Origin of the sequence: Lapillicoccus jejuensis, assembly GCF_006715055.1 — a bacterium.
In the GTDB taxonomy this organism is placed as follows: Bacteria; Actinomycetota; Actinomycetes; order Actinomycetales; family Dermatophilaceae; genus Lapillicoccus; species Lapillicoccus jejuensis.
Window position 1 is genome coordinate 3,094,669 of the sequence record NZ_VFMN01000001.1, and the last position, 25,005, is coordinate 3,119,673.

Here is a 25,005-nt window from a genome sequence, read left to right on the forward strand (position 1 = left end):
GGGTGACGGCCGTCGTCAGCGCCCCGGTCGCGAAGTCGCTGGAGAAGGCCAGGGGCGTCGTGCGCGTCGGGGACCTGCTCGAGCTCGTGCCCCGGGCCTACCTCAACCCCGGTCGGCTCAGCGCGTTCTCCGAGCTGCGCGAGGGCGAGCACGCCGTGGTCGTCGCCCGGGTCGCCGAGGCGAAGACCCGGCCGATGCGCCAGAAGCGCAAGACCATGCTCACCGCGGTGCTGCGCGACGAGCAGGGGGCGACCCTCGACCTCACCTTCTTCTCGGCCTGGGGCCACGTCGACAAGCTGCTCCCCGGCCGCGTCGGCGTCTTCTCGGGGACCGTGTCGGTCTTCAACCGGCGCCTGCAGCTGGCCCACCCCGAGTACGAGATGCTCGAGCACGACGCCGGCGACGCCTCCGACGAGGTCGTCTCGAGGTTCGCCGAGCACCTGATGCCGGTCTACCCCGTCACCGGCGGGGTCACCTCGCCCAAGCTGCGCCGGCTGGTGCAGCACGCCTTCGAGCAGCTCGAGCGGATCCGCGAGCCGCTGCCCGCCGAGGTGCGGCTGCGTCGGGGCCTGCTGGGCCGCGAGGCCGCGCTGCGCCGGGTGCACGCCCCCCGCCTCGACGACGACCTCGACGAGGCCCGGCGGCGGCTGCGGTACGACGAGGCGTTCGTCCTGCAGACCATCCTCGCCCAGCGGCGGGCCCGCACCGAGGCGCTCGCCGCGACCAGCCGGGTCGCGACGCCCGGGGGGCTGCGCGACGCCTTCGACGCCCGGCTGCCCTTCGAGCTGACCCCCGGCCAGGTGGCCGTCGGCGAGGAGATCGAGGCCGACCTCGCGCGGCCCCGCCCGATGCACCGGCTCCTGCAGGGCGAGGTCGGCTCCGGCAAGACGGTCATCGCGCTGCGGGCGATGCTCACCGTCGTCGACGCCGGCGGGCAGGCGGCCCTGCTCGCGCCCACCGAGGTCCTCGCCGCCCAGCACGCCCGCTCGCTGCGGCTCCTGCTCGGCGACCTCGCCGAGGCCGGGATGCTCGGCGGCAGCGCCATCGGCACCCGCGTCGAGCTGCTGACCGGCAGCCAGCCGGCCGCCGTCCGGCGCCGCGTCCTCAACGACGTCGTCACCGGCGACGCCGGCATCGTCGTCGGCACCCACGCCCTCATCCAGCAGCACGTCGCCTTCCACGACCTCGCCCTCGTCGTCGTCGACGAGCAGCACCGCTTCGGCGTCGAGCAGCGGGACGCGTTGCGCGAGAAGGCGTCCGCGCCGCCGCACCTGCTCGTCATGACGGCGACGCCGATCCCGCGCACCGTCGCGATGACCGTCTTCGGCGACATGGAGACCTCGACGCTGCGCGAGCTGCCGCGCGGCCGCTCGCCCATCACCACCCACGTCGTCGACGCCGCGCGCGAGTCGTGGGTGCGGCGCACGTGGGAGCGGGTCGCGGAGGAGGTGGCCGCCGGGCACCAGGCCTACGTCGTCTGCCCGAAGATCGGCGACGACGGCCCCCCGGACGGCGAGGAGGAGCTCGACGAGGCACCGGCCGACGACGACCTGCCGCCGGAGGGTCCCGACGAGGGCCCCCGCCCGCTCACCGGCGTCCTCGAGATGGCCGAGCGGCTCGCGGCCGAGCCGGCGCTCGCCGGCCTGCGGATCGCGGTCCTGCACGGGCGGATGGACCCCGACACCAAGGACGCGGTCATGCGCGCCTTCGGTGCCGGGGAGCTCGACGTCCTCGTCGCGACGACGGTCATCGAGGTCGGGGTCGACGTGCCCAACGCCTCGGTCATGGTCGTCGTCGACGCCGACCGCTTCGGCATCTCGCAGCTGCACCAGCTGCGCGGGCGGGTCGGCCGAGGCGCCGTCCCGGGCCTGTGCCTGCTGCTGACCACCGCCCCGCCCGACGGGCCGACGGGGGAGCGCCTCAAGGCGGTCGAGGCGACGACCGACGGGTTCGAGCTGGCCCGGCGCGACCTGCAGCTGCGGCGCGAGGGCGACGTCCTCGGCGCCCGCCAGTCCGGCGGTCGCTCGTCGGTGCGGTTCCTGCGGATGGGGCACCGCGACGACGAGACGCTCATCGAGCAGGCCCGCGAGGACGCCACCGCCGTCGTCGCCCGGGACCCGGGGCTGCGCACCCACCCCGACCTCGCCGCCCGGGTCGCCGCCCGGCTGGACGAGGAGCAGGCCGCCTACCTGGAGCGCGGGTAGGCGTGACCCGGATCATCAGCGGCCGCGCCGGCGGCCACCGGCTGCGCACCCCGGCCGGCTCCGGCACCCGGCCCACCTCCGACCGGGTCCGCGAGGCGCTCTTCTCCCGGCTGGACCACCTCGGCGTCCTCGACGGCGCCGTCGTCCTCGACCTCTACGCCGGGTCCGGCGCCCTCGGGCTGGAGGCCGCCTCACGGGGCGCCGTACGGGTGCTGCTCGTCGAGTCCGACCGGCGCGCCGCGGGCGTCGCCCGCGACAACGCCCGGGCCCTCGCCGCCGCGCTGGCCCCCGCCCGGGTCGACGTCCGCGCCGACACCGTCGAGCGGGTCCTCGGCGCCGGCCCCCCGCCGCAGCCGGCCGACCTCGTCCTGCTCGACCCGCCGTACGACGTCCCGCAGGACCGGCTCGCCCGGGTGCTCGCCCTCCTGCTCGAGCCCGCCTGGCTCGCCCCCGGCGCCCTCGTCGTCGTCGAGCGGTCCTCGCGCACCCCGGAGCCGGACTGGCCCGCCGGGCTCGAGCTCGTCGACGAGCGGCGGCACGGCGAGACGGTGCTGTGGACCGCGGAGCACGTCGAGCGCATCGAGCCGGCGGGGGACGGTGACGGCGTCGCGTAGGTTGGCGCCCGTGAGCCAGCCGCGCCGCGCCGTCTGCCCGGGATCGTTCGACCCCGTCACGCACGGGCACCTCGACGTCGTCCGGCGGGCCGCGGCGCTCGTCGACGAGGTCGTCGTGGCGATCCTGCACAACCCCGCCAAGCAGGGCACCTTCGCCGTGCAGGAGCGGATCGCGCTCGTCGAGGCCGCGCTGGCCGAGGGCGGCGACCCGCCCAGCAACGTGCGCGTCGAGGCGTTCGCCGACCGGCTGCTCGTCGACGTCTGCCGCGACGTCGGCGCCCAGGCGGTCGTCAAGGGGCTGCGCGGCGGCACCGACTTCGCCTACGAGCTGCCCATGGCGCTGATGAACCGCCACCTCACCGGCGTCGAGACGCTCTTCCTGCCCGGCGACCCGCGCTGGGAGCACGTGTCGAGCTCGCTGGTCAAGGAGGTGCTGCGCCTCGGCGGCGACGTCGCCGGGCTCGTCCCCGACGTCGTCCTGCGGGCGCTGCGCCGGGAGCTGGCACCGTGAGCACCGGTGACCACGTGGGCGGATTTGGGGTGGCTGCGCACGCTCCGGTAGCGTTGCCCCTCGGTCTACGTCCGTGCGTGGAGTGGGCCGGACCTCTCACCGACCGCTGGAAGTCATGACTCGCCTGGACCCCCGCAGCCCGCTCGTGCTCGACACCAGCGACCTGGCGCGGCGACCCGGGACGATGCGTGAGATCCGCCGCGAGGTGGAGGCCCCCGAGGAGCTCGGCACCGACGTCGTCCAGGTGCCGGCGGGTTCGCCCGTCGACCTGGACCTGCGTCTGGAGTCGGTCGTCGAGGGGGTCCTCGTGAGCGGTTCGGTGCGCGCCACGGCGACCGGGGCCTGCGTGCGGTGCCTGGACGAGGTCTCCATCCCGGTGGAGGTCGACGTCCAGGAGCTGTTCGCCTACCCCGACCGTGCCGCCCACCACCGCGAGGTGGAGGCGGACGCGGACGACGACGACGTACGGGACCTCGTGGACGACCTGGTCGACCTCGAGCCCGTGCTGCGGGACGCCGTCGTCCCGGCACTGCCGTTCCAGCCGGTGTGCCGCGAGGACTGCCCCGGGCTGTGCTCCGAGTGCGGGGCCCGGCTCGCGGACGACCCCGACCACCACCATGACGTGCTCGACCCCCGCTGGGCCGCCCTCGACGGGCTGCTCACCTCGCAGGGGTCGGACCAGACAGAGAAGAGGACCTGACGTGGCCGTCCCGAAGCGGAAGATGTCGCGCTCCAACACCCGTTCGCGGCGCTCGAACTGGAAGGCCACCGCGGCCGTCCTGACCAGCTGCCCGCGCTGCGGTGCCGACGCGCTGCCGCACGCCGCCTGCCCGTCCTGCGGCACCTACAAGGGCCGTCACTACGCGGCGGCGGAGCGCAGCGAGCACCAGGGCTGAGCCCCGCGTCGTGACGACGTCGCCGGCCTCGCTGCCGCGGCCCGTCGACGCGCTGATCGACTACCTCGCGCAGGTGGTCGATGAGCCCGTCGACGAGCCGCTGCTCGTGCGTGCCCTGACCCACCGCTCGTACGCCTACGAGAACGGCGGCAAGCCCAACAACGAGCGCCTCGAGTTCCTCGGGGACTCGGTGCTCGGCGTCATCGTCACCGACACGCTCTACCGGGTCCACCCGGACCTGCCCGAGGGCCAGCTGGCCAAGCTGCGCGCCTCGGTCGTCAACATGCGCGCCCTCGCCGACGTCGCCCGCACGATCGACCTCGGCGACTTCGTCTTCCTCGGCCGCGGCGAGGAGGCGACCGGCGGGCGCGACAAGAGCTCGATCCTCGCCGACACGATGGAGGCGCTGATCGGGACGGTCTACCTCAGCGCCGGCATGGGCGGCGCGGCGACCTTCGTGCACCACCTCTTCGACCCGCTCATGGCCGCGTCGGCCGAGCTGGGCGCCGGGCTGGACTGGAAGACGAGCCTGCAGGAGATCGCCGCGGGTGCCGGCTCCGGGTCCCCGGAGTACCGGATCACCGGCACCGGTCCCGACCACGCCAAGACCTTCACCGCGCAGGTCGTCGTCGGCGACGAGGTCCTCGGCCAGGGCACCGGGCGCAGCAAGAAGGAGGCCGAGCAGCAGGCCGCCGAGCAGGCGTGGGTCACCCTCAACGCCCGTCGCGCCGGCACCCCCGGCGACGCCGACGCGGGCCTCGGCGCCGCGGCGCTCGCCGACTGACCGCCGACCCCGCCACCCGCCCGTGCCCGAGCTGCCCGAGGTCGAGGTCGTGCGCCGCGGCCTGGCCGACCACGTCGCCGGTCGCCGCATCGCCTCGGCCGAGCTGCTCGGCCTGCGCGTCGCCCGCCGCCACGTCGCCGGGCCGGCCGACCTGGCCCGCCGGGTCACCGGTGCCCGCGTCGACGCGGTCCGCCGGCGCGGCAAGTACCTCTGGCTCGTCCTCGAGCACGGGACCGGGCCGGACGGCCACCGCGAGGCGCTGCAGGTCCACCTGGGGATGAGCGGGCAGCTGCTCGTCGAGGCGGCCGACGCCCCCGACGAGAAGCACCTGCACGCCCGGTTCCGCTTCGACGACGACGGCCCGGAGCTGCGCTTCGTCGACCAGCGCACCTTCGGCGGGATGCAGCTGGCCGAGCTGGTGGGCGGTCCGGGCGACGACCCCGACGACGAGGTGCCGACGACGGTGGCGCACATCGCGCCGGACCCCTTCGGGGCGTCGTACGAGCAGGGGGCGGTGGTCGAGCGGATGAAGCGGCGCGACAGCGCCGTCAAGCGGGTCCTGCTCGACCAGACCGTCGTCTCCGGGATCGGCAACATCTACGCCGACGAGTCGCTGTGGCGGGCGCGGGTGCACGGCGAGCGCCCCGCCTCGTCCCTGACCCGGCCGACGCTGCACCGCATCCTCGACGCGGCGTACGAGGTGATGGAGGCCGCGCTGCAGCAGGGCGGCACGAGCTTCGACGCGCTCTACGTCAACGTCAACGGGGCGTCGGGGTACTTCGACCGGTCGCTGCACGCCTACGGGCAGGAGGGTCGGCCGTGCACGCGGTGCGGCACGCCGATCCGGCGCGAGGCCTTCATGAACCGCTCGTCGTTCTCCTGCCCGCGCTGCCAGCCGCGCCCACGACGGCGGGTAGGGTCGCCGACGTGACGAGCACGCCCGCGCCCCTGGACCTGCCGACCCCCGACGAGGCCCGCGCGTGGCTCGACGAGCGGACCAACGTCCTGCTGGGCCGGGCGCGCACCCTCGTCGCCGACCTCAAGGCCGACCCGCCGTCGGAGCCGATGGCCGTGCTCGACCGGTGGAACGCCATCGGGCTCGCGCTGGGCAACATCGGCTCGATCGCGTCGCTGTTCTCCGAGGTGCACCCCCTCGAGGCCGTGCGCTCGCGCGCCGAGTCGGCCATGCAGGAGGCGCAGCGGCTCAGCACCGAGCTCGGTCTCGACGCCGACCTGTACGCCGTCCTCGCGGGCGTGGACGCCTCGGCCCTGGACCCGCTGGCCGCGCGGCTGCTGGAGAAGGAGCTGCTGGACTTCCGCCGGGCCGGGGTCGACCGCGACGAGGAGACGCGGGAGCGGATCCGCGCGCTGTCGCAGGAGGCCGTGCTCGTCGGGCAGCAGTTCAGCAAGAACGTGCGCGACGACGTGCGCACCGTCCAGGTGCGCCCCGAGCAGCTCGACGGGTTGCCCCAGGACTGGGTCGACGCGCACCCGGCCGGTGCCGACGGCCTCGTGACGCTGACGACCGACTACCCCGACGTCGTCCCCTTCTCGACCTTCGGGCGCGACGCCGCCGTCCGGCGCGAGCTGCGCATCGCCTTCCTCAACCGCGGGTGGCCGCAGAACGACGCGCTGCTGCACCGGCTCTTCGAGATCCGGCACGAGCACGCCACGCTGCTGGGGTACGCCGACTGGGCGGCCTTCGACGCCGAGGTCAAGATGATCAAGGAGGGGCCGGCCATCCCGGCCTTCATCGACAAGATCGCCGACGCCGCGCTCGAGTCCGGGCTGCGCGACCGCGAGATCCTGCTCGAGCGCATGCGCGAGGACGCGCCGGGCGCCGAGAGCATCGACGCGGCCGACCTCGCCTTCTACGCCGAGGCGGTGCGCCGCGAGCGGTTCGACGTCGACGCGCAGCAGGTGCGTCGGTACTTCGACTTCACCCGGGTCCGCCAGGGGCTGCTCGACGTCACCGGTCGGCTCTTCGGGCTCACCTACCGCCCCGCCGCCGACGCCGTCGTCTGGCACGAGGACGTCGTCGCGTACGACGTCCTGCTCGCCGACGACGAGGCCGCCGGCCCGCTCGGGCGGATCTTCCTCGACCTGCACCCGCGCGACGGGAAGTTCAAGCACGCCGCGCAGTTCGACCTCGCGCGCGGCGTCCGGGGGGCCGGCGACCTCGACCAGCTGCCCGAGGGCGCGCTGGTCTGCAACTTCCCCCGCGGGCTCATGGAGCACTCGGACGTCACCACGCTGTTCCACGAGTTCGGGCACCTGGTCCACCACGTCCTCGCCGGCCAGGGCCGCTGGGCGCGCTTCTCTGGCGTCGCGACCGAGTGGGACTTCGTCGAGGCCCCCAGCCAGATGCTCGAGGAGTGGGCCTGGGACGCCGACGTGCTGCAGACCTTCGCCGTCGACGCGGCGGGGGAGCGGATCCCGCGCGACCTCGTCGAGCGGATGCGCACCGCCGACGACTTCGGCAAGGGGTACCTGGCCCGGACGCAGATGTTCTACGCGGGGATGTCGTACTGGTTCCACGTCGACCGGCCGGAGGACCTCACCGCGGCGACCCAGCGGCTGCAGGAGCGCTACTCGCTCTTCCCCTACATCGAGGGCACCCACATGCCCGCGAGCTTCGGCCACCTCGAGGGCTACTCGTCGGCGTACTACACCTACATGTGGTCGCTCGTCATCGCCAAGGACATGTTCAGCGCCTTCGACCGCGGTGACCTCTTCGCTCCCGACGTCGCGCGGGCCTACCGCGACAAGGTCCTCGCCCGTGGTGGTCAGGCCGACGCGGCCGACCTCGTCGCCGACTTCCTCGGCCGGCCCTACACCTTCGACGCCTACGCGGCCTGGCTGGCCGAGTAGGCGGTTGACCCGACCACCGGACGGGCACGAGGGGAGCGTGATGACCTCATGACCGCCCAGGTGTGCGACGCCGTCGTCGTGGGGGCGGGGCCCAACGGCCTCGTCGCCGCCAACGCCCTGGCGGACGCCGGGTGGGACGTCGTCGTCCTCGAGGCCAACGACACCGTCGGCGGGGCCGTCCGCAGCGCCGAGGTGACCCGGCCGGGGTTCGTCACCGACCTGTTCAGCGCCTTCTACCCGCTGGCCGCCGCGTCCCCGGTCATCCGCGACCTCGACCTCGAGCGGCACGGGCTGGCCTGGGAGCGCTCGCCCGCGCCGCTCGCGCACGTGCTGGACGACGGCTTCTGCGCCGTCATCGAGGACCGGGCCGAGGACACCGCGGCCGGCCTGGAGGCCGAGGCGCCCGGGGACGGCGACGCCTGGCTCGAGCTCGTCCGGCAGTGGGACGCCGTCCGCGACGGCGTCCTCGACGCCCTCTTCACGCCGTTCCCCCCGGTGCGTCCGCTGGCCCGACTCGTGCGGGCGGCCGGGACCGGCGGCACCCTCGACCTCGTCCGGCTCGCCCTCACGCCCGTACGACGCCTCGGCACCGAGCGGTTCCGCGGGCAGGGCGGCCCGCTGCTGCTCACCGGGAACGCCATGCACAGCGACCTGCCGCCGGACGCGTCCGGCAGCGGCCTGTTCGGCTGGCTGCTGGCCATGCTCGCCCAGGACGTCGGCTTCCCCGTGCCCCGCGGCGGCGCGGGCGAGCTGACCCAGTCGCTGGCCCGGCGGGCCGAGTCGCTCGGGGCGCAGGTCCGCACGGGCACCCGGGTCACCCGGGTGACCGTCCGCGACGGACGGGCCCGCGGCGTCGTCTGCGCCGACGGCACGTCGGTCGTCGCCCGCCGCGCCGTCCTCACCGACGTCTCCGCCCCCGCCCTGTACGGCGACCTGCTCGAACCCGGGCACGTGCCGCCGTCGTACCGGCGGGCGCTCGAGCGCTTCGAGTGGGACGCCTCGACGATCAAGGTCAACTGGGCTCTGTCGCAACGGATCCCGTGGACGGCGCCGGGGGCGCGCGGCGCGGGGACGGTGCACCTCGGGGTCGACCTCGACGGCTTCGTCGACGTGTCGGCGGCGCTGACCACCGGGCGGGTGCCGCAGCGGCCCTTCATGCTGTTCGGCCAGATGGCGACCGCGGACGCGAGCCGCGCGCCGGAGGGCTGCGAGACGGCCTGGGCCTACACGCACGTCCCGCGGTCGCTGCCGTGGGACCGGTCGATGGTCGACGATCACGTCGAGCGGGTCCAGGACGCGGTCGAGCGGGTGGCCCCGGGGTTCGGGGCCACGGTGCTCGACCGGGTCGTGCAGGGGCCCGCCGACCTCGAGGAGTCCGACGCGAACCTGTCCTTCGGCGCGATCAACGGCGGCACCTCGGGGCTGCACCAGCAGTTCGTCTTCCGCCCGGCGCAGGGCCTCGGCCGCGCGGAGACGCCGATCCCCGGGCTGCTGCTGGCGAGCGCGTCGGCCCACCCCGGCGGCGGGGTCCACGGTGCGTGCGGCTGGAACGCCGCGCGCGCGGCCCTCGCCGACACCGGCCCCACGAGGCTCGTCCACCGCGCCCTCGTCAGGACCGCCTGGTCCCGCGTGCTGCCCCGCGACTGACGACTTCTTGCTTCGGATGTGCCCGAACCCCTGTGGCGCGAGTCGGATTCGGGCACATCAGAAGCAAGGAGTCGTCGTGGGGTCGGGTGCTCAGGCGTTCTCCGCGGTCTCGGGGCTGACGCCGCTCCAGCGGCCCTCGGCGAGGAGGGCGAGGCGGTACAGGGCCTCGCTGTTGCGCAGCGCGATGGGGGGCTGGCGGACGGCGACGGGCACGACCTTGCCGGGACCGGAGGCGACATCCTCGACGATGCTGACCTGGGTGCGGTCGGCGCCGAGCGCCTCCAGCCGGACGACGACCTCGGCCTCGCCGGCGGGGCGGCCGCGGGCGATGAGCCGCAGGAGCTGCTGCGGCTCCGACTCGACGACCTGGGTCTCGTCGTCGAGGACGGCGGGCCACACCCCGAAGGAGTGGTGCAGCTTGGCGCCGACCGCGGGCCAGGAGTCCTCGACGTCGCGCATGCGCGAGGCGCCGACCACCCACGCCGTGTAGAGCCAGCCGTCGGCGAGGACCGCCCAGACCGCCTCGGGCGGGGCGTGGACGGTACGACGCACGACGTGACGCCCGTCGGACCGGTGGTCGACCGTCGTGCGGTGGGCGGCGCGGTGCGGTCCGCGCTCGGCGCCGGGCAGGGGAGCCACGCCGGTCACCGCCCCGCCGACACGCGCCGGGTGGCCCAGCGGACGGCCGCGGACGTGACGCCGGCCCCGAGGACGACCGCGGTCGCCGCGCGGGGCAGCCCGGCGGGGACGGCACGCCGTACGGGCTCGGGCAGGTCCAGCGGGACGCTGCCGAAGCCGCCGCTCGACGCCTCCAGCAGGGGGCGCGGGCCGGTGACGTTGCCCGGGGTGGGCTCGGGCGCCGCCGCGCCGAAGCCGGTCCATCGCAGCAGCGGCCCGACGAGCAGGTCGAACACGGCGGGCATGGCGCGGAAGCCGAGCACGGTCACCGCGTTCGCCGGGCCGAGGTCGGCGTTCACGTCGCGCCGCGGGTGGTCCAGGCACCGGACGACGGCCCGGGCCACCTTCGCGGCGGGGACGACGGGCGGCGGCGGCTTGCCGTGCCGCCCGACGTACGTGCCGGCGAGGTGGTAGATCGGGGTGTCGACGCCGCCGGGGGAGACGAGGCTGACCTCGATACCGGGCGTCGAACGGGCCTCGAGCTGCAGGCACCGGACGAGACCGTGGACACCCCACTTGGCGGTGACGTACGAGCTCATCAGCGGCGTCGCGATCTTGCCCAGCAGCGACCCGACGACGACGAGCGACCCCCGCTCGCGCGGGCCGAACTCGGCCAGCGCGCACCGGGCGACGTTCGCGGTGCCGATGAGCGTCGTCTGCAGGGCGCGGTCGTAGACGTCGGCCGGGACGTCGTCGAACCGCCCGTAGGCGAGCACCGCCGCGGCGTGGACCACCGCGTCGACCCGGCCGAGCTCGGCGCGGGCGGCGGCGAAGAGCGCCTCGACGGCGTCGCGGTCACCGACGTCGGTGGGGACGACGAGCACCCGGCCCGGTACGGTCCCGTCCGGCGTCGGACCGGTCGGGGTGGTGCCGGCGACGGCGGCCCGGAGCGCCTCCGGCGAGCGCGACGCGAGCACGACGTGGTCGCCCCGCGCCCGCAGCAGCGCGACGGTCTCCAGACCGATGCCGCTCGAGGCGCCGGTGACGACGACGACGCTGGGAGCGCGGCTCACGGCTGCAGCACGACCTTGACGCAGCCGTCGCTCTTGGCCTGGAACATCTCGTAGCCGTGAGCCGCCTCCGCGAGCGGCAGCACGTGCGTGGCCAGCGACTCCAGCCCGAGCGGGTCGGCGTCGTCGAGGACGTGCGGCATGATCTCGTCGGTCCACCGGCGGACGTGGCACTGGCCCATCCGCACCTGCAGGCCCCGGTCGAACATCTCCATGAGCGGCATCGGGTCGACCTCGCCCCCGTAGACACCGGAGATCGAGACGGTCCCGCCGCGGCGGCAGGCCTTGAAGGCGACGTCGAGGGCGGCCAGCCGGTCGATGGCCATCTTGTCGATGAGCGGCTGGGCGAGGGCGTCGGGCAGCAGCCCGACCGCGGTCTGCGCGGTCTTGGCCAGGCCGGAGCCGTGCGCCTCCATGCCGACCGCCTCGAGGACCCCGTCGGGACCGCGACCGCCGGTCATCTCCAGCAGCGCCTCGGTGACGTCGTCGACGGTGCGCAGGTCCAGGGTCTCGACGCCGTACGACGCCGCGAGGGCGAGCCGCTCGGGCACGAGGTCGACACCGATGACGCGCTCGGCGCCGAGCAGCGGGGCGATCCGGGTCGCGAGCTGGCCCACCGGGCCGAGGCCGAGGACGGCGAGGGTCCCGCCCTTCGGCACGTCGGCGTAGGCGACGCCCTGCCAGGCGGTCGGCAGGATGTCGGACAGGTAGAGCACCCGCTGGTCGGGCAGGCCGTCGGGGACCTTGATCGGTCCGAAGTGCGCCTGCGGGACGCGCAGGTACTCGGCCTGACCGCCGGGGACGGCGCCGTAGAGCGAGGTGTAGCCGAACAGGGCGGCGCCCTTGCCCTGGTCGCGCACCTGGGTCGTCTCGCACTGGGCGAACAGGCCGCGGCTGCACATCCAGCAGGAGCCGCAGGAGATGTTGAACGGGACGACGACGCGGTCGCCGGGGGCGAGGTTGGTCACCTCGGGGCCGACCTCCTCGACGACGCCCATCGTCTCGTGGCCGAGGACGTCGCCGGGTGTGAGGTAGGGCCCGAGGACCTCGTACAGGTGCAGGTCGGACCCGCAGATCGCCGTGGACGTCACCTTGATGACCGCGTCCGTGGGGTCGACGATCCGGGGGTCGGGGACCTCCTCGACCCGTACGTCGCGCTTGCCCTGCCAGGTCAGTGCCTTCATGGGTGCTCGCATCCTCCGCTTCGTGGGCTGAGGAGGCGTCCTACCCACGTCGCCCGGGGCTCACCCGGGGGCGGTGGCTCTCAGAAGGCGGGCAGGTCGGGGAGGGTGACCTTCGTGCCGGTGTGCTGCTCGCTGAGCTGCGCGAGCGCCGCGCGGACCGTCTTGGCGAACAGGTGCGCACCCGTGATCGTCGGGTGGATGCCGTCGGACTGCAGCAGCTCGGGGTGCGGCGCGATGGCGGCGTTCCAGTCGGCGACGACGACGTTGGACCGGCCCTGGGCGAGCCGGCGGATCGTCGCGTTGGCGTCGTCGATCCAGGACGCCTTGCCGAAGATCGTCACGAGGACGACCATCCGGTCCGGCCCGACGAGGTCGAGGACGCGGCGGGCGGTCGCCTCGTCGACGCCGGCGTTGGTGCCGAAGTCGAGGACGACCGCGCGGCGCAGGTCGCCGGAGTGGGCCTGCACCTGGGCCAGGCCGTCCGACCACCGCCGGTTGGACTTCGCGTCGGACCGGATGCCCGGGAAGTAGTACTGGAGCGCGTGGATGCTGCCGACGACGATGCTGTCGCCGAAGACGTCCATCTGCCCGCCGGACGGCATGGCCCAGCGGGCGGCCTCGGCGGCGGACGGCGCCTTCGCGGTGGTGGTGGGTGCCGGGGCGGTGGTGGACGGGGCCGACGCGGTGGCGCTCGGCGTCCGCGCCGGGGCGGTGTACCCCGGCATCCCCGGGGTCGCGCCGGGGGTGGACACCGGCGTCGGGTCGCCCGCGGCCGCGGCCGCGTTGGCGTCGAGCATCGCCTCGGTGCTCGTGCGCCGGGGGGCGGTCGCGACGACGGCGACGGTGAGCAGGAGCAGCAGCACGGTCGTGCCGGCGACCACGCGGGGCAGCCGGCCGAAGGGGGAGAGGACCGCCCGCAGGACCATCGCCGCGCAGGCGCGGAAGCCCCACACCCGCACCGGCGCCTCGACGAAGCGGTAGGACAGGTCGGCGCAGGCGAGGGTGACGAGCACGACCCACACGCGGGTGAGGACGTACGCCGTCGTGCCGCGGGCGGCGGGTTCGTCGAGGCCGACCATGACGGCGACCGGCCAGTGCCACAGGTAGATGCCGTACGAGCGACGCCCGACCCAGCCGAGCACCGGCGCGTCCATGACGGTGCGCCAGCGCGACCGGCCGCTGCCCGGGGTCGGCAGCAGCCCGGCGACGAGCACCGTGGTGGCGAGTGACGCCAGCGCGATGCCGCCCCGGAAGGGCGCCGACCCGTCCTCGCCGCAGCGCCACACGAGCAGGCCCAGGACGGCGCCGGCGGCCACCAGCGCGGGCCGACGGGCCGCCTCCCACCGGGGCGCGCCGAGCGGGCCGTGGCCGGGGGCGGCGTACGCGAAGGCGAGGGCGGCGCCGAGCATGAGCCCGACGAGGTGCGTGTCGGTGCCGTAGTAGACGCGGGTCGCGTCCTGGCCGGGCACGACGAGCAGCGCCATGAGGGCGGCCGAGGCCACCCCGATCCCCGCCGCCGTCGCCACCCGGGGCCGGGTCCGTGTCGTCAGGGTCAGCAGCGCCAGGACCGCCAGCGGCCACAGCAGGTAGAACTGCTCCTCGACCGCCAGCGACCAGGTGTTGACGAAGAGCTGCGGTGCGGTCTGGTCGAAGTAGCTGGCGCCGGCGGTGATCTCGACCCAGTTCGTCGTGAAGGTCAGGGCGCCCGCGATCGAGCGACCGACGTGGACGAGCAGGTCGGGGTGCACGACGCGCGCCACGAGCGTGGCGACGACGATCACGACGACGAGAGCGGGCAGCAGCCGGCGCGCCCGGCGGACGTAGAAGCGGCCGAGCCGGACGGTCGCCCGCCCGCCTCCCGCGCGGGCCTGCTCGGCCTCGCGCACGAGCAGGGTGGTGATGAGGAACCCGGAGACGACGAAGAACACGTCGACGCCGAGGAACCCGCCCGGGAGCCACCCGGGGTCGAGGTGGTAGGTGACGACGGCGGCGATGGCGAGGGCGCGCAGGCCGTCGAGCCCTCCGAGGTGGGGGGCCCGAGCCGGCCCCGTCGTGGGCGACGCCGTCGTGTCGTGCCGCGGACCACCCGTGCGCACCGCGCGGGGCTCGACCCGCACCGGTCCGGCGGGCCCCGGGCCCGCGCTGCGCTCGTACGTCGACACCCGTCCTCCGACCGTCCCCGGGCCGGTGCTTCGGCCCGCTCCGCCTGCTGTCCCGACCGACGATAGGGACCGGCACCGACAGGCCCGGGGAGGCTCGCGGGCGTCGGGTTAGGGTCCTCGTCATGGACCGGGGCACCGACCGTCCCGCGGAGCGCGCGACCGTCTTCGTCCGGGGTGCCGTGCAGGGCGTCGGCTTCCGCTGGTGGACCCGCTCGCGCGCCCTCGAGCTGGGGCTCGTCGGGCACGCCCGCAACCTCCCCGACGGCCGGGTCGAGGTGGTCGCCCAGGGCGACGGGGCCGCGGTGGACCGTCTCGTCGTGCTGCTGGAGGAGGACCCCAGCACGACCGCTCGCCCGGGGCGGGTCGACGCCGTCGTCGCGCAGTGGGCGGCCCCGCGGCCGGGTGTGGACGGCTTCGTGGAGAAGTGACCGCGGGGCCTCCCCCCGAGGGGTGAACGCCCGGCGACGGGTTCGTGACGTCGGGGTCGACCCGGGCCCCCGGGGTTGGCACTGTCGGTGGTCTGGGTAAGGCTGGGACCCAGCACCACCGCAGCACCGAGGACGGCCCGGCCCGGGCCGCCCCACGCCGACCCGCGGTCCTCCTTCAGGACCGGTCCGGACCTGGAAGGGGCGTCACCCATGAGCACGACCATGTGCGCTACCCCGCCGAGCACCCCGCAGCCCTCCTCCGCGGACCTCCACTGGCCCGCGCCGGGCGCGGCCGCGGTGCAGGCCGCCCGCGAGCGGATCGCCTCGTCCGCCTTCCGCGAGTGCGCGGGCGGCCGGGTCGGCCTGGAGCTGGAGCTGCACCTCGTCGACCTCGTCGACCCGGGCCGCCGCCCCGGTTGGGACCGGGTCGCGGGGCTCGTCGCGCAGGTCGCGGCGGCGGGGCCCCTGCCCGGCGGCAGCCGGGTGACGACGGAGCCGGGCGGGCAGGTGGAGCTGTCCGGGCCGCCGTACGACGACGTCACCGCCGCCGTGCGCGCGCTCACCCTCGACGAGGCGCGCCTGCGCGAGGTGGCCGCCCCCCTCGGGCTGGGCCTGGCCTCGCTGGGGGCCGACCCCGCCCGGGCGCCGCGCCGGCTCAGCCCGGCGGGACGGTACGCCGCCATGGAGCAGCACTTCGAGCGCTTCTCGGTCGGCGGATCCGGGCTGGCCATGATGACCTCGACCGCCGCCCTCCAGGTCAACCTCGACGCCGGGCCGGCGTCCGGGTGGGGTGACCGGCTCGAGCTGGTCCGTGCGCTCGTGCCGGTCCTCGTCGCGGTCTCCTCCACCTCGCCCTGGCTGGGCGGTCGCTCCAGCGGCTGGCACTCGATGCGCCAGGGCACCTGGGACGGCATCGACCACGGTCGCAGCGGCTCGGTCGGCGCCCCCGAGCGGACCGGCGTGGCCCCCGACGGACGCGGCGACCCGGCCGCCCAGTGGGCGGACTACGCGCTGCGGGGGCCGGTGATGCTCGTCGCCGCGGAGCCCCCCGGACCGTCCGGACCGACCGGCGACGTCCGCGCCGTGCGTGAGCGGGTGACCCTGGCCGACTGGCTGTCCGGCGAGGTCGACCTGGGGCGACCCGCCACCGCGGCCGACGTCGACTACCACCTGTCCACGCTGTTCCCGCCGGTGCGCCCCCGGGGGTACCTCGAGGTGCGCAGCCTCGACGCGCTGCCGGCGCGGTGGTGGCCGGCCGTCGCCGCCCTCACGGCGACCCTCGTCGACGACGCGGTCGCCGCCGACGCCGCCCGCGCGGCCACGGAGCCGGTCGCCGGCGAGTGGGAGGCCGCCGCGCGGCTGGGTCCCGGCGACGCGTCCGTGCACCGGGCCGCGCTGCGGTGCCTGGAGGTCGCGGCCGACCGCGCGCCGGCCCCGTTCGCCGACGACGTCGGCGAGCTCGCCCAGCGCTGGCGCGACGGGCACACGCTCAGCGGGGCCCTGCGCGACCGCATCGAGCGCCAGGGTCCCGTCGCCGTGCTGCTCGACGAGGCCCGCACCACCCCCGCGCCCGTCCCGGGCGCGACCACGACCCCTGCCCAGGGAGGACAGCGATGACGACGCACCCATCCCGGCCGACGCCGGGCGACACGGGCCCGGCCGGCACGCCCCGCAGCCGGGTCGCCGGCGTGGCGGCCGGCCTCGAGACGGCGCGGCGACGCACCCTCGCGCTCACCGACGCCGAGGACGCCGAGCTGACCCGGCAGCACAGCCCGCTGATGAGCCCGCTCGTGTGGGACCTCGCGCACATCGGCCAGCAGGAGGACCTGTGGCTGCTGCGGCACGGCGACGCCGGGGCCCAGGGCCTTCTGTCCGCCCACGTCGAGCGCCTGTACGACGCGTTCGAGCACGCCCGGTCCGAGCGGGTCACCCTGCCGCTGCTCACCCCGGCGGAGTCGCGCGTCTTCGTCGCCGACGTGCGCGCGCGGGTCCTCGACGACCTCGACCGCCTCGAGGAGCGCGACGACCGCGGCGACGACGCGCTGTTCCCCCACGTCATGGTCGAGCAGCACGAGCAGCAGCACGTCGAGACCATGCTCGCCACGCACCAGCTGCGCGAGGGCGCCCCGCTGCTCGGCGTCGGTGCCGCGCTGCCGCCGGGCCGTCCGCTGCCGTCGGGCGCGACACCCGAGGGATCGGTCCTCGTGTCGGGCGGACCGTTCGTCCTCGGGGTCGACGGGGTCGACGAGCCCTGGTCGCTGGACAACGAGCGCCCGGCCCACGTCGTGGACCTGCCCTCGTTCCGGATCGGGCGCGTCCCGGTCACCAACGCCGACTGGCAGGCCTTCGTCGACGCCGGCGGGTACGACGAGCCCCGCTGGTGGTCGGAGCGGGGCTGGTCGCACCGCCGCGAGGTGGGTCTGACCGGACCGCAGTTCTGGACCGGCGACGGCTCGCGCCGCCGTTTCGGGCTGCTCGAGCCCCTGCCGCCGGACGAGCCGGTGCAGCACGTCGACTTCTTCGAGGCCGAGGCGTTCGCCCGGTTCGCCGGGGCCCGGCTGCCCACCGAGCAGGAGTGGGAGAAGGCGTGCGCCTGGGACCCCGTCGCGCAGCGCCGGCGCCGCTGGCCCTGGGGCGACTCCGCGTGGACCCCGGCCCTGGCCAACCTCGGCGGCGAGGCGCTGCGCCCGGCGCCGGTGGGTGCCTACCCGGCGGGCGCGTCGGCGTACGGCGTCGAGCAGCTGGTCGGCGACGTCTGGGAGTGGACCTCGTCAGGGTTCGAGCCGTGGCCGGGCTTCCGCCCGATGGTCTACGCGCAGTACTCGGCGCCCTTCTTCGGTGGGGACTTCCGCGTGCTGCGCGGCGGGTCGTGGGCGGTCGGCGGCTCCTCGATCCGCCCGTCCTTCCGCAACTGGGACCTGCCGATCCGCCGGCAGATCTTCACCGGGCTGCGGCTGGCCTGGGACGTCGACCCGGGCGAGGGTGCCTGAGGATGTGCCGCCACCTCGCGTGGGTGGGGGAGCCCCGCTCCCTCGCCGACCTGGTCCTGCGCCCCGAGCACGGGTTGCTGCGCCAGTCGTACCAGCCGCGGCGCCAGAGCCGGGGGCTGGTCAACGCCGACGGGTGGGGCGTGGGGTTCTGGTCGGCGGACGCACCGGACCCGGCCGTCCCGGTGCGCTGGCGCTCCTCCCGGCCGCTCTGGGGGGACACCGCGTTCGGCGCCGTCGCCCCCGTGCTGCGGTCGGGCGCGGTGCTCGCCGCCGTGCGCTCCGCCACCGTGGGGATGCCGCTCGACGAGACCGCGTGCGCGCCCTTCACCGACGGCCGCTGGCTCGTCTCGCACAACGGCAGCCTCGACCGCACCGTGCTGCCCGCGCGGCACGAGGCGGAGTCCGCCTGCGACGCGGCCCTGCTCGCCGCCCACGTCCTCGCCCTCGGTGACGACCTCGGCGGGCCCGCGCTCGCCCGGCGGGTGCGCGAGGTCGCCGCGCTCGACCCGGGGGCACGCCTGTCGCTCCTGCTGACCGACGGCACCCGGGTGCTCGCCGTGACCTGGGGCGACGGCCTCTCCTACCGACGGACCGCCGACGGCCTCGTGGTCGCCAGCGAGCCGTGGGACGACGACCCGGCGTGGGTCGACGTGCCCGACCACCACCTGCTCGAGGCGACCCGCGACGCGGTCGCCGTGACCGCGATCGAGGACCACCCGTGACCCAGACCGCCCCCGCCGTCCACCTCGACCCGCAGGACCTCGCGCGCCAGATGGCCGTCGACGTCCGCGCCGGTCTGACGGCGACGCCCAAGGTGCTGCCGCCCAAGTACTTCTACGACGGCCGCGGCAGCGAGCTGTTCGACGAGATCACCCGGCTCCCCGAGTACTACCCGACCCGGGCGGAGTGGGCGATCCTCCAGGAGCACGCCGACGACGTGGCCTCGGTGACCGGCGCCCCCACCCTCGTCGAGCTCGGGTCCGGCACCTCGGAGAAGACCCGGCTGCTGCTCCAGGCCCTCACCCGCGGCGGCATCCTCGAGCGCTTCGTCCCCTTCGACGTCGACCCGGTCGTCCTGCGGGAGGCGGCCGAGGCCGTCACCGCCGAGCTCCCGGGGCTGGTCGTCGCCCCCGAGGTCGGGGACTTCGAGAAGCACCTGCGCGAGGTGCCCCGCCGCCCGGGGCAGCTGGTGGCCTTCCTCGGCTCGACCATCGGCAACCTCGACCCGGGCCAGCGGGCGGTCTTCCTCGCCGACGTGCGCAGCCTGCTCGGTGACCACGGCTGGCTCCTGCTCGGCACCGACCTGGTCAAGGCCCCGGAGCGGCTCGAGGCGGCGTACGACGACGCGCAGGGCGTCACCGCGGAGTTCAACCGCAACGTGCTGCGGGTCATCAACCGCAGCCTGGGGGCCGACTTCGACGTGGACGCGTTCGTCCACCGCGCCGTGTGGGACCCGCGCCACTCATGGGTCGAGATGCGGTTGGTGTCGCAGCGCGAGCAGGTCGTGCGGCTGCGCGACCTCGACCTCGAGGTGCCCTTCGCCGCGGGGGAGGAGATGCGCACCGAGATCTCGACGAAGTTCACCCGCGAGGGCGTCACCGAGGAGCTGGCCGCCGCCGGCCTCGGGGTGACCCACTGGTGGACCGACCCCGCCGGCGACGTCGCCCTGTCGCTCTCGAGGCCGCTGCCCTCCTGAGGGCCGGGGCGTCAGCCCCGGGTGGCGTCGGCGATCGCCTCGTGGTGCCGGATGACCTCGGCGACGACGAAGGCGAGGAACTTCTCGGCGAAGACCGGGTCCAGCCCCGAGTCGAGGGCGAGGTCGCGCAGCCGCTCGATCTGCTGCTCCTCGCGACCCGGGTCCGCCGGCGGCAGGCCCTCCTCGGCCTTGAGGATGCCGACCTTCTGGGTGGCCTTGAACCGCTCGGCCAGGAGGTGGATGAGGGCCGCGTCGATGTTGTCGATGCTGCGGCGCAGCGCCGCCAGCTCCGGCGGGACGTCGCGCCGGACGCCGGGTCGGGCAGGGCGTGCCTGGGTGGGGGTCGCGTCGGGATCGGCCACGCGACCAGGCTAGTTCGCCGGGTGGGCGTCGGGCCGTACGTCTCGCAGCCCGGACCCGGCGTTCGCGGGACGACCCGCCGCCCTGCGGTCAGGCCGAGCGGGCGGCGATCTCGTCGAGGAAGTCGAGGGTGAGGGACAGGTCGTGCGGCTTGATCCAGACCTGCTCGGCGCCCGCCTCGAGCAGGGGTCGCTCGCCCCCGGGCGGACCCGCGGTGAGGATGACGACCGGGATCCCGCTCGTGGCGGGGTCGGACCGGAGGGCCGCGAGGCCGTCCGATCCCGTGCCGTCGGGCAGCCGCATGTCGAGCAGCACGAGGTCCGGGTGCTCGGTGCGGGCCAGCACGAGGCCGGCGTCGAGGCGGGCCGCGGTGAGGAAGCGCCACTGCGGGCGCAGCTCGAGCAGCGAGCGCATCACGCTGACGCTCGCCGGGTGGTCCTCGACGTAGAGCAGGGTCGGGCGCGGGTGCGCGCCACCGTCCAGCCCGCTCGTGGTGACCTCACCCATCGACGTCCTGCGCGCTCGTCGCGGCCCGCTCCGCCCCCGCCCGCACCGACGTCACCGCCGGCGCCACCGCCGGCGCCACCGCAGGCGCCCCCGCGTCGGCCCCGTCCGCGGCGTACCGGTCCAGGAGCCCGAACACGCGGGCGATGTCGAGCGGCTTGGTGAGGTAGCCGTCCGCGCCGGCCTCGGTGAGGCGGTCGACCTGGTGCTGGTTGGCGTCGGCGCTGACGACGACGACGTGCAGGTGCGCCGTGCGGGGGTCGGCGCGCAGCCGCCGCAGGACGTCCAGACCGTTGATGTCGGGCAGGTGCAGGTCGAGGAGCACCAGGTCCGGCGGGGCCGCGGTCGCCAGCTCGAGCCCGAGGCCCCCGTGCCCGGCGTGGACCAGGCTCCATCCCGGGCGCCGGTCGACGAGCGCCTGCATGAGCCGCACGTTCGGGAGGTTGTCCTCGACGTAGAGCAGGGTGGAGGACCGGTGGGTCGCGGGCGCCTCGCCGACCTCGGCTTCCTGCGTGTCGGCGACCACGGGCACCGTCTCGACGGGGAGGACGACCGTGAAGGTGCTCCCCACGCCGCGCTCGGAGACCACGTCGAGCCGCCCGCCCATGATCGCGGCGAGCCGCTGCGTCAGCGCCAGACCGATGCCCGTGCCCTCGATCTCGGTCGCCTCCTGCCCCAGCCGGTCGAAGGGGGTGAAGAGACGGGCCTGGGCCGCCTCGCCGATGCCGATCCCGGTGTCGGCCACCGCGATGGCGACGTGCCCGTCGTCGACCGCGGTGCAGCTGATCCGGGCGGTGCCGTGGGGGCGGTTGTACTTGATGGCGTTGGACAGCAGGTTGAGCAGCACCTGCCGGAGCCGGCGGCGGTCCGCGCGCACGACGTCGCCGCCGTCGCCGGACGGGGGAACGACCTCGACGGTCACGCCGTGGTCGGCCGCCATCGGGGTGAGCAGGGCGACGGCCTCGTCGATGATCTCGGCCGCGAGGACCGGCTCGATCGAGACCTCGAGCTGGTCGGTCTCGATCCGGGAGATGTCGAGGATGTCGTCGATCATCCCCAGGAGGTGGCGACCCCCGGAGAGGATGTGGGTGACCGCCTCGTCCTGCGCGGTGCTGAGGGCGCCGAGCTTGAGCAGCTGACCGAAGCCGATGACGGCGTTGAGCGGGGTCCGCAGCTCGTGGCTCATCCGGGAGAGGAACTCGCTCTTGGCGAGGTTGGCCCGCTCGGCCTCGGCCTTGGCCGACATCACGGCGGCGGCCGCGTGCTGGCGGGCGGTGACGTCCTCGACGGTGCTGGCGACGAGGTTGGTGCCGATGGGGTTGCTCTGCAGGCGCAGCCAGCGCACCCCGTGGTCGTGGTCGACCAGCCGCAGCTCGATCCGGGCCGACCGACCCGCGGCGACCGGTCCCCAGTACTCGGCGTCGAACCGTTCGCGGTCCTCGGGGTGGACCCGGTCGACCAGGGAGCGCACGTCGGTGCTGCCGTCGACGGACTCGTGCCCGACGATCCTCAGGTACTCGGTGTTGGCGTAGAGGAACCGCGGCGGGTCGATCTCGCGCAGGTTGACCCCCACGCTGAGCCCCTCGGACAGCTGCCGGAAGAGCTGCTCGCTCGCGCGGAGCTCCTCCGCGGCGAGCGAGCGCGCGGTGACGTCCTCGAAGATGCCGGTGATGCGTCGTACGCCGCCCTGCTCGCCGGCGACCGGGGTGAGGGTCGCGTGCACGAGCCGGGTGCCCTCGGGGGTCTCGACCCGCACCTCCTGCTCGACGGGGGTGCCGGCGGCGAGTCGGCTCAGGGCCTCGCGCGACGCCTCCGGGTCGGTGGGGAGCAGCGCACTGAGCGCGTCCGCGCCGTCACCGGGGCTGCCGGCCCGGGCGAAGAGGCGCCGGTAGGCGGCGTTGACGTAGGCGTCACCGGCGTCGGAACCGTCCACGGGGAGCAGCGCGATGCCGAGGGGGGCGTCGGTGAAGGCGGCCCGCCACTGGCGGTCCAGCGCCCGCTGGTCCTGCGCCATCGCCTTGCTCTGGATGCTCACCTCGAGCCGGCTGCGGGCGATACCGATGAACAGCGCGCCCCCGATGGCCTGCGCGAGGTGCGGCACGACCATGGTCACGAGCTGGGCGGTCACGCTGTTGTCGGCGCGGGAGTGCTCCATCGTGCCGCCGAGGAGCTCCGGCACGAAGCTGTCCACCGCGATCGAGGCGTGGGTGACGGCGCACCCGATGAAGAAGGCGGCCGCACCCCACCGTGCCACCGAGATGAGGCGGCCACCGTTCTGGGCCAGCCCGGCGAGCCGGGGCACGATGACCACGGCGATGACGAGGTACTGCGTCATCACGACGAGGGCGAGGACCCCGATCAGAGCGTGCACACGGTCACCCCGGTTGGCTGGTGTCGCACGAGGGTGAGGACGAGGGGCCCCGACCCGCCGTGGAGGCGGCACACGGCCGTCTCCCGCCCGAGCATAGTGTCGCTCGTGTCCCGGATGTCAGCACTTGTCACCCACCCCGACCGCGGACGGCCGGGGTGGGTGGGGTCAGCGCGGGTCGACGACCGCGGCGGCGCCACCCCCGCGACGGGTGGGTTCGGCGGCCGCGTGCATCGTGCCGTCCTGGCGCAGGACGATCGCCGTGGCCGCCCCGATCTCGGGGGTGGACACGAGCTGGTGACCCATCGCCTGCAGCGCCGTCCCCACGGCGCTGTCGAGGAGGGCCGGCTCGGCCTGCTCGGCCCCGTTGCGCGAGCTGAGCCGCGCGGCGGCGATCGCGTCCTTGAGGGACAGACCGCGGTCGAGGTACTCCGTGACGACCTGGGCCACGGTCGTGATGATCGTCGCCCCCCCGGGAGAGCCGACCCCCATCACGGGGCGGCCGTCCTGGGTGATGATGGTCGGGCTCATCGACGAGCGCGGCCGCTTGCCGGGGCCGGGGAGGTTCGGGTCGGGGACGCCGGGCGTGATCGGCACGAAGTCGAAGTCGGTCAGCTCGTTGTTGAGCAGGAAGCCGTATCCCGGGACGGTGATGCCCGAGCCGCCGGTCTGCTCGATGGTGAGGGTGTACGACGCCACGTTCCCCCACCGGTCCGCCACGGTCAGGTGCGTCGTCCCGTGCTCGATGCCGGCCGGGGTCTGCGCCGCCGTGGTCGGCGTGCACGAGGAGGAGCCGTCGGGCTGCCCGAAGGGGAGTGGGCGGGCGTGGGCCGTCATCGGGTCGAACAGCTGGCAGGCGCGCTCGTTCGCGAACGGCTGGGACAGCAGGGCCTGCGTCGGCACGTCCGGGACGCTGCCCACCCAGCGGTTGCGGTCGGCGAAGGCGGTGGCCGTCGCCTCGCTGAAGCGGTGCAGGTACTGCACCTCGTCGACCTTCGACAGCGGCGTGCCGGTCTGCCGGTCGTAGGCCTCGAGCAGGTTGAGGGTCTCGCCGACGGCGATGCCACCGGAGGACGGGACCGGCATGCCCCAGACGTCCAGGCCCCGGTACGTCGTGCGCGTGGGCGCGAGCACGCGGGCGTCGTACGCCGCCAGGTCGCCCATCGTCAGCTGGCCCGGGTAGACGGTGCTGCCGTCGGTGGTGACCGGGTGCTGCGCGGTGGCGACGACGGCCTGACCCATCGCCCCGTGGTAGAGGGTGTCGACGCCCAGGGTCCGCAGCGCGTGATAGGCGTTGGCCATCTGCGGGTTGCGGAAGACCGAGCCGACCGCCGGGGCGCTCCCACCGGGGAGGAAGACCGAGGCCGTGGCGGGGAACCCGGCGAAGCGGGCGGCGTTGTCGAGGGTCTGCTGCCGGTAGGTGTCGTCGACGACGAAGCCGCGTCGGGCGACCTCCTCGGCCGGGGCGAGCAGCTGCGACAACGGCCTGGTGCCGTACCGGCGGGCCGTGAGGTCCCACAGCGCGGGGGTGCCGGGAACGCCGACCGACAGGCCCGACGTCACGGTGGTGAAGAAGTCGAGCGGGGTGCCGTCGGGCTTGGTGAAGGTCCGCGAGGTGAAGGTCGCCGGTGCCGCCTCGCGGCTGTCGACGGTGGTGACCTTCGTGGTCTTCGCGTCGTAGTAGACGAGGAACCCTCCGCCGCCGATCCCCGAGGAGAACGGCTCGGTGACGCCGAGGACGGCGGCCGTCGCGACGGCCGCGTCGGCGGCGTTGCCGCCCGCCTCCAGGACCTTCAGACCCTCCATGGTCGCCACCGGGTCGACCGACGCGACCGCGCCCCCCGTGCCCACCGCGGTGGCGTTGCGCGGGGCCGTCACGGGTCCGCGACCGGCGGCGCTCGAGACCGCGGCACCCGAGGACGCCGCACCCGGGGGAGCGCCGGACGCCGCGGCGGCGCTCCCGGCCACCGCCGGGACGAGCATGGCGGCGACGAGGCCGGCGGTCAGGGCGGGACGCGTCATGGCGGGTTCCTCCGGTCGGGTCCTCGCGACGCTAGACCCGCGGCGCGCCCGTCGCACCCGGAGAGGGGCCGGGCCC

The 25,005-nt window shown here is 75.2% G+C and carries 22 protein-coding genes; 14 read left to right on the top strand and 8 right to left on the bottom strand.

All coding sequences use genetic code 11. From position 1 onward, the window contains the following. The first annotated feature begins 2 nt into the window (after positions 1–2). The 9 genes from FB458_RS14415 to FB458_RS14455 all read left to right on the top strand — a co-directional run bounded on the left by FB458_RS14415 (position 3) and on the right by FB458_RS14455 (position 9,527). The gene (locus FB458_RS14415; RefSeq protein WP_246061219.1) at positions 3–2,204 is read left to right on the top strand and encodes an ATP-dependent DNA helicase RecG; all 2,202 of its coding nucleotides are present in this window, start codon (positions 3–5) and stop codon (positions 2,202–2,204) included. Positions 2,205–2,206: 2 nt separating this feature from the next. Beyond that, positions 2,207–2,818: a 16S rRNA (guanine(966)-N(2))-methyltransferase RsmD gene (gene rsmD, locus FB458_RS14420; protein ID WP_141849106.1), complete on the top strand. Its 612-nt coding sequence runs from the start codon at positions 2,207–2,209 to the stop codon at positions 2,816–2,818. Positions 2,819–2,828: 10 nt separating this feature from the next. After that, complete coding sequence (gene coaD, locus FB458_RS14425; RefSeq protein WP_141849107.1) at positions 2,829–3,329, top strand: pantetheine-phosphate adenylyltransferase; 501 nt, start codon at positions 2,829–2,831, stop codon at positions 3,327–3,329. A gap of 115 nt (positions 3,330–3,444) precedes the next feature. Beyond that, a complete protein-coding gene (locus FB458_RS14430) occupies positions 3,445–4,029 on the top strand; it encodes a YceD family protein (RefSeq protein ID WP_141849108.1) in 585 nt (194 codons plus the stop codon). Between the two features lies 1 nt (position 4,030). Next, on the top strand, positions 4,031–4,225 hold the full coding sequence (gene rpmF, locus FB458_RS14435; protein WP_141849109.1) for a 50S ribosomal protein L32: 195 nt from the start codon (positions 4,031–4,033) through the stop codon (positions 4,223–4,225). Between the two features lie 10 nt (positions 4,226–4,235). Beyond that, positions 4,236–5,009 carry a ribonuclease III gene (rnc, locus tag FB458_RS14440; RefSeq protein WP_246061220.1) on the top strand — a complete coding sequence of 258 codons (774 nt, stop codon included), beginning with the start codon at positions 4,236–4,238 and terminating at the stop codon, positions 5,007–5,009. A 22-nt stretch (positions 5,010–5,031) separates the two neighbouring features. Next, entirely contained in the window at positions 5,032–5,940 is a 909-nt protein-coding gene (gene mutM, locus FB458_RS14445; RefSeq protein WP_141849110.1) for a bifunctional DNA-formamidopyrimidine glycosylase/DNA-(apurinic or apyrimidinic site) lyase, read from the top strand. Beyond that, positions 5,937–7,880 (top strand): M3 family metallopeptidase, encoded by a 1,944-nt coding sequence (locus FB458_RS14450; protein ID WP_246061221.1) that lies wholly within the window; start codon positions 5,937–5,939, stop codon positions 7,878–7,880. Before mutM ends, FB458_RS14450 begins: the two co-directional genes overlap by 4 nt. A gap of 48 nt (positions 7,881–7,928) precedes the next feature. Continuing rightward, entirely contained in the window at positions 7,929–9,527 is a 1,599-nt protein-coding gene (locus tag FB458_RS14455) for a phytoene desaturase family protein (RefSeq protein ID WP_141849111.1), read from the top strand. A gap of 90 nt (positions 9,528–9,617) precedes the next feature. Here FB458_RS14455 and FB458_RS14460 read toward each other — a convergent pair whose 3' ends face one another. The 4 genes from FB458_RS14460 to FB458_RS14475 all read right to left on the bottom strand — a co-directional run bounded on the left by FB458_RS14460 (position 9,618) and on the right by FB458_RS14475 (position 14,561). Continuing rightward, positions 9,618–10,166 (bottom strand): SRPBCC family protein, encoded by a 549-nt coding sequence (locus FB458_RS14460; protein ID WP_246061222.1) that lies wholly within the window; start codon positions 10,164–10,166, stop codon positions 9,618–9,620. Between the two features lie 5 nt (positions 10,167–10,171). Next, positions 10,172–11,218: an SDR family NAD(P)-dependent oxidoreductase gene (locus FB458_RS14465; RefSeq protein WP_141849112.1), complete on the bottom strand. Its 1,047-nt coding sequence runs from the start codon at positions 11,216–11,218 to the stop codon at positions 10,172–10,174. Further along, positions 11,215–12,399: a zinc-dependent alcohol dehydrogenase gene (locus FB458_RS14470; protein ID WP_141849113.1), complete on the bottom strand. Its 1,185-nt coding sequence runs from the start codon at positions 12,397–12,399 to the stop codon at positions 11,215–11,217. Before FB458_RS14470 ends, FB458_RS14465 begins: the two co-directional genes overlap by 4 nt. Positions 12,400–12,479: 80 nt before the next feature. Beyond that, complete coding sequence (locus FB458_RS14475; protein WP_246061223.1) at positions 12,480–14,561, bottom strand: acyltransferase family protein; 2,082 nt, start codon at positions 14,559–14,561, stop codon at positions 12,480–12,482. A 122-nt stretch (positions 14,562–14,683) separates the two neighbouring features. Here FB458_RS14475 and FB458_RS14480 point away from each other — a divergent pair, with 122 nt between their 5' ends. From FB458_RS14480 to egtD, 5 genes are all read left to right on the top strand, one after another. Beyond that, positions 14,684–14,989: an acylphosphatase gene (locus FB458_RS14480; RefSeq protein WP_141849114.1), complete on the top strand. Its 306-nt coding sequence runs from the start codon at positions 14,684–14,686 to the stop codon at positions 14,987–14,989. A gap of 210 nt (positions 14,990–15,199) precedes the next feature. Continuing rightward, positions 15,200–16,606, top strand: a complete 1,407-nt coding sequence (gene egtA / locus FB458_RS14485) for an ergothioneine biosynthesis glutamate--cysteine ligase EgtA (protein ID WP_141849115.1) — start codon at positions 15,200–15,202, stop codon at positions 16,604–16,606. Then, positions 16,603–17,979 (top strand): ergothioneine biosynthesis protein EgtB, encoded by a 1,377-nt coding sequence (egtB, locus tag FB458_RS14490; protein ID WP_141849116.1) that lies wholly within the window; start codon positions 16,603–16,605, stop codon positions 17,977–17,979. Before egtA ends, egtB begins: the two co-directional genes overlap by 4 nt. Positions 17,980–17,981: 2 nt before the next feature. Beyond that, positions 17,982–18,701 carry an ergothioneine biosynthesis protein EgtC gene (gene egtC, locus FB458_RS14495; RefSeq protein ID WP_141849117.1) on the top strand — a complete coding sequence of 240 codons (720 nt, stop codon included), beginning with the start codon at positions 17,982–17,984 and terminating at the stop codon, positions 18,699–18,701. Next, positions 18,698–19,675 carry an L-histidine N(alpha)-methyltransferase gene (gene egtD / locus FB458_RS14500; protein ID WP_246061230.1) on the top strand — a complete coding sequence of 326 codons (978 nt, stop codon included), beginning with the start codon at positions 18,698–18,700 and terminating at the stop codon, positions 19,673–19,675. The genes egtC and egtD overlap by 4 nt, the downstream gene beginning before the upstream one ends. Positions 19,676–19,686: 11 nt before the next feature. On the opposite strand, the gene FB458_RS14505 is transcribed toward egtD, so the two are convergent. The 4 genes from FB458_RS14505 to ggt form a co-directional block, all read right to left on the bottom strand. After that, positions 19,687–20,037, bottom strand: a complete 351-nt coding sequence (locus FB458_RS14505; protein WP_141849118.1) for a chorismate mutase — start codon at positions 20,035–20,037, stop codon at positions 19,687–19,689. Between the two features lie 88 nt (positions 20,038–20,125). Beyond that, on the bottom strand, positions 20,126–20,542 hold the full coding sequence (locus tag FB458_RS14510) for a response regulator (RefSeq protein ID WP_141849119.1): 417 nt from the start codon (positions 20,540–20,542) through the stop codon (positions 20,126–20,128). After that, complete coding sequence (locus FB458_RS14515) at positions 20,535–22,910, bottom strand: PAS domain-containing hybrid sensor histidine kinase/response regulator (RefSeq protein WP_141849120.1); 2,376 nt, start codon at positions 22,908–22,910, stop codon at positions 20,535–20,537. The genes FB458_RS14510 and FB458_RS14515 overlap by 8 nt, the downstream gene beginning before the upstream one ends. A gap of 165 nt (positions 22,911–23,075) precedes the next feature. Continuing rightward, the gene (ggt, locus tag FB458_RS14520; RefSeq protein WP_246061232.1) at positions 23,076–24,929 is read right to left on the bottom strand and encodes a gamma-glutamyltransferase; all 1,854 of its coding nucleotides are present in this window, start codon (positions 24,927–24,929) and stop codon (positions 23,076–23,078) included. Positions 24,930–25,005: the final 76 nt, after the last annotated feature.

Coding starts and splice junctions, on each gene's coding strand:
- FB458_RS14430 (WP_141849108.1), top strand. CDS start 3,445: ATGACTCGCCTGGACCCCCGCAGCCCGCTCGTGCTCGACACCAGCGAC.
- FB458_RS14455 (WP_141849111.1), top strand. CDS start 7,929: ATGACCGCCCAGGTGTGCGACGCCGTCGTCGTGGGGGCGGGGCCCAAC.
- FB458_RS14470 (WP_141849113.1), bottom strand. CDS start 12,399: ATGAAGGCACTGACCTGGCAGGGCAAGCGCGACGTACGGGTCGAGGAG.
- FB458_RS14480 (WP_141849114.1), top strand. CDS start 14,684: ATGGACCGGGGCACCGACCGTCCCGCGGAGCGCGCGACCGTCTTCGTC.
- egtA (WP_141849115.1), top strand. CDS start 15,200: ATGAGCACGACCATGTGCGCTACCCCGCCGAGCACCCCGCAGCCCTCC.
- egtB (WP_141849116.1), top strand. CDS start 16,603: ATGACGACGCACCCATCCCGGCCGACGCCGGGCGACACGGGCCCGGCC.
- egtC (WP_141849117.1), top strand. CDS start 17,982: ATGTGCCGCCACCTCGCGTGGGTGGGGGAGCCCCGCTCCCTCGCCGAC.
- FB458_RS14510 (WP_141849119.1), bottom strand. CDS start 20,542: ATGGGTGAGGTCACCACGAGCGGGCTGGACGGTGGCGCGCACCCGCGC.
- ggt (WP_246061232.1), bottom strand. CDS start 24,929: ATGACGCGTCCCGCCCTGACCGCCGGCCTCGTCGCCGCCATGCTCGTC.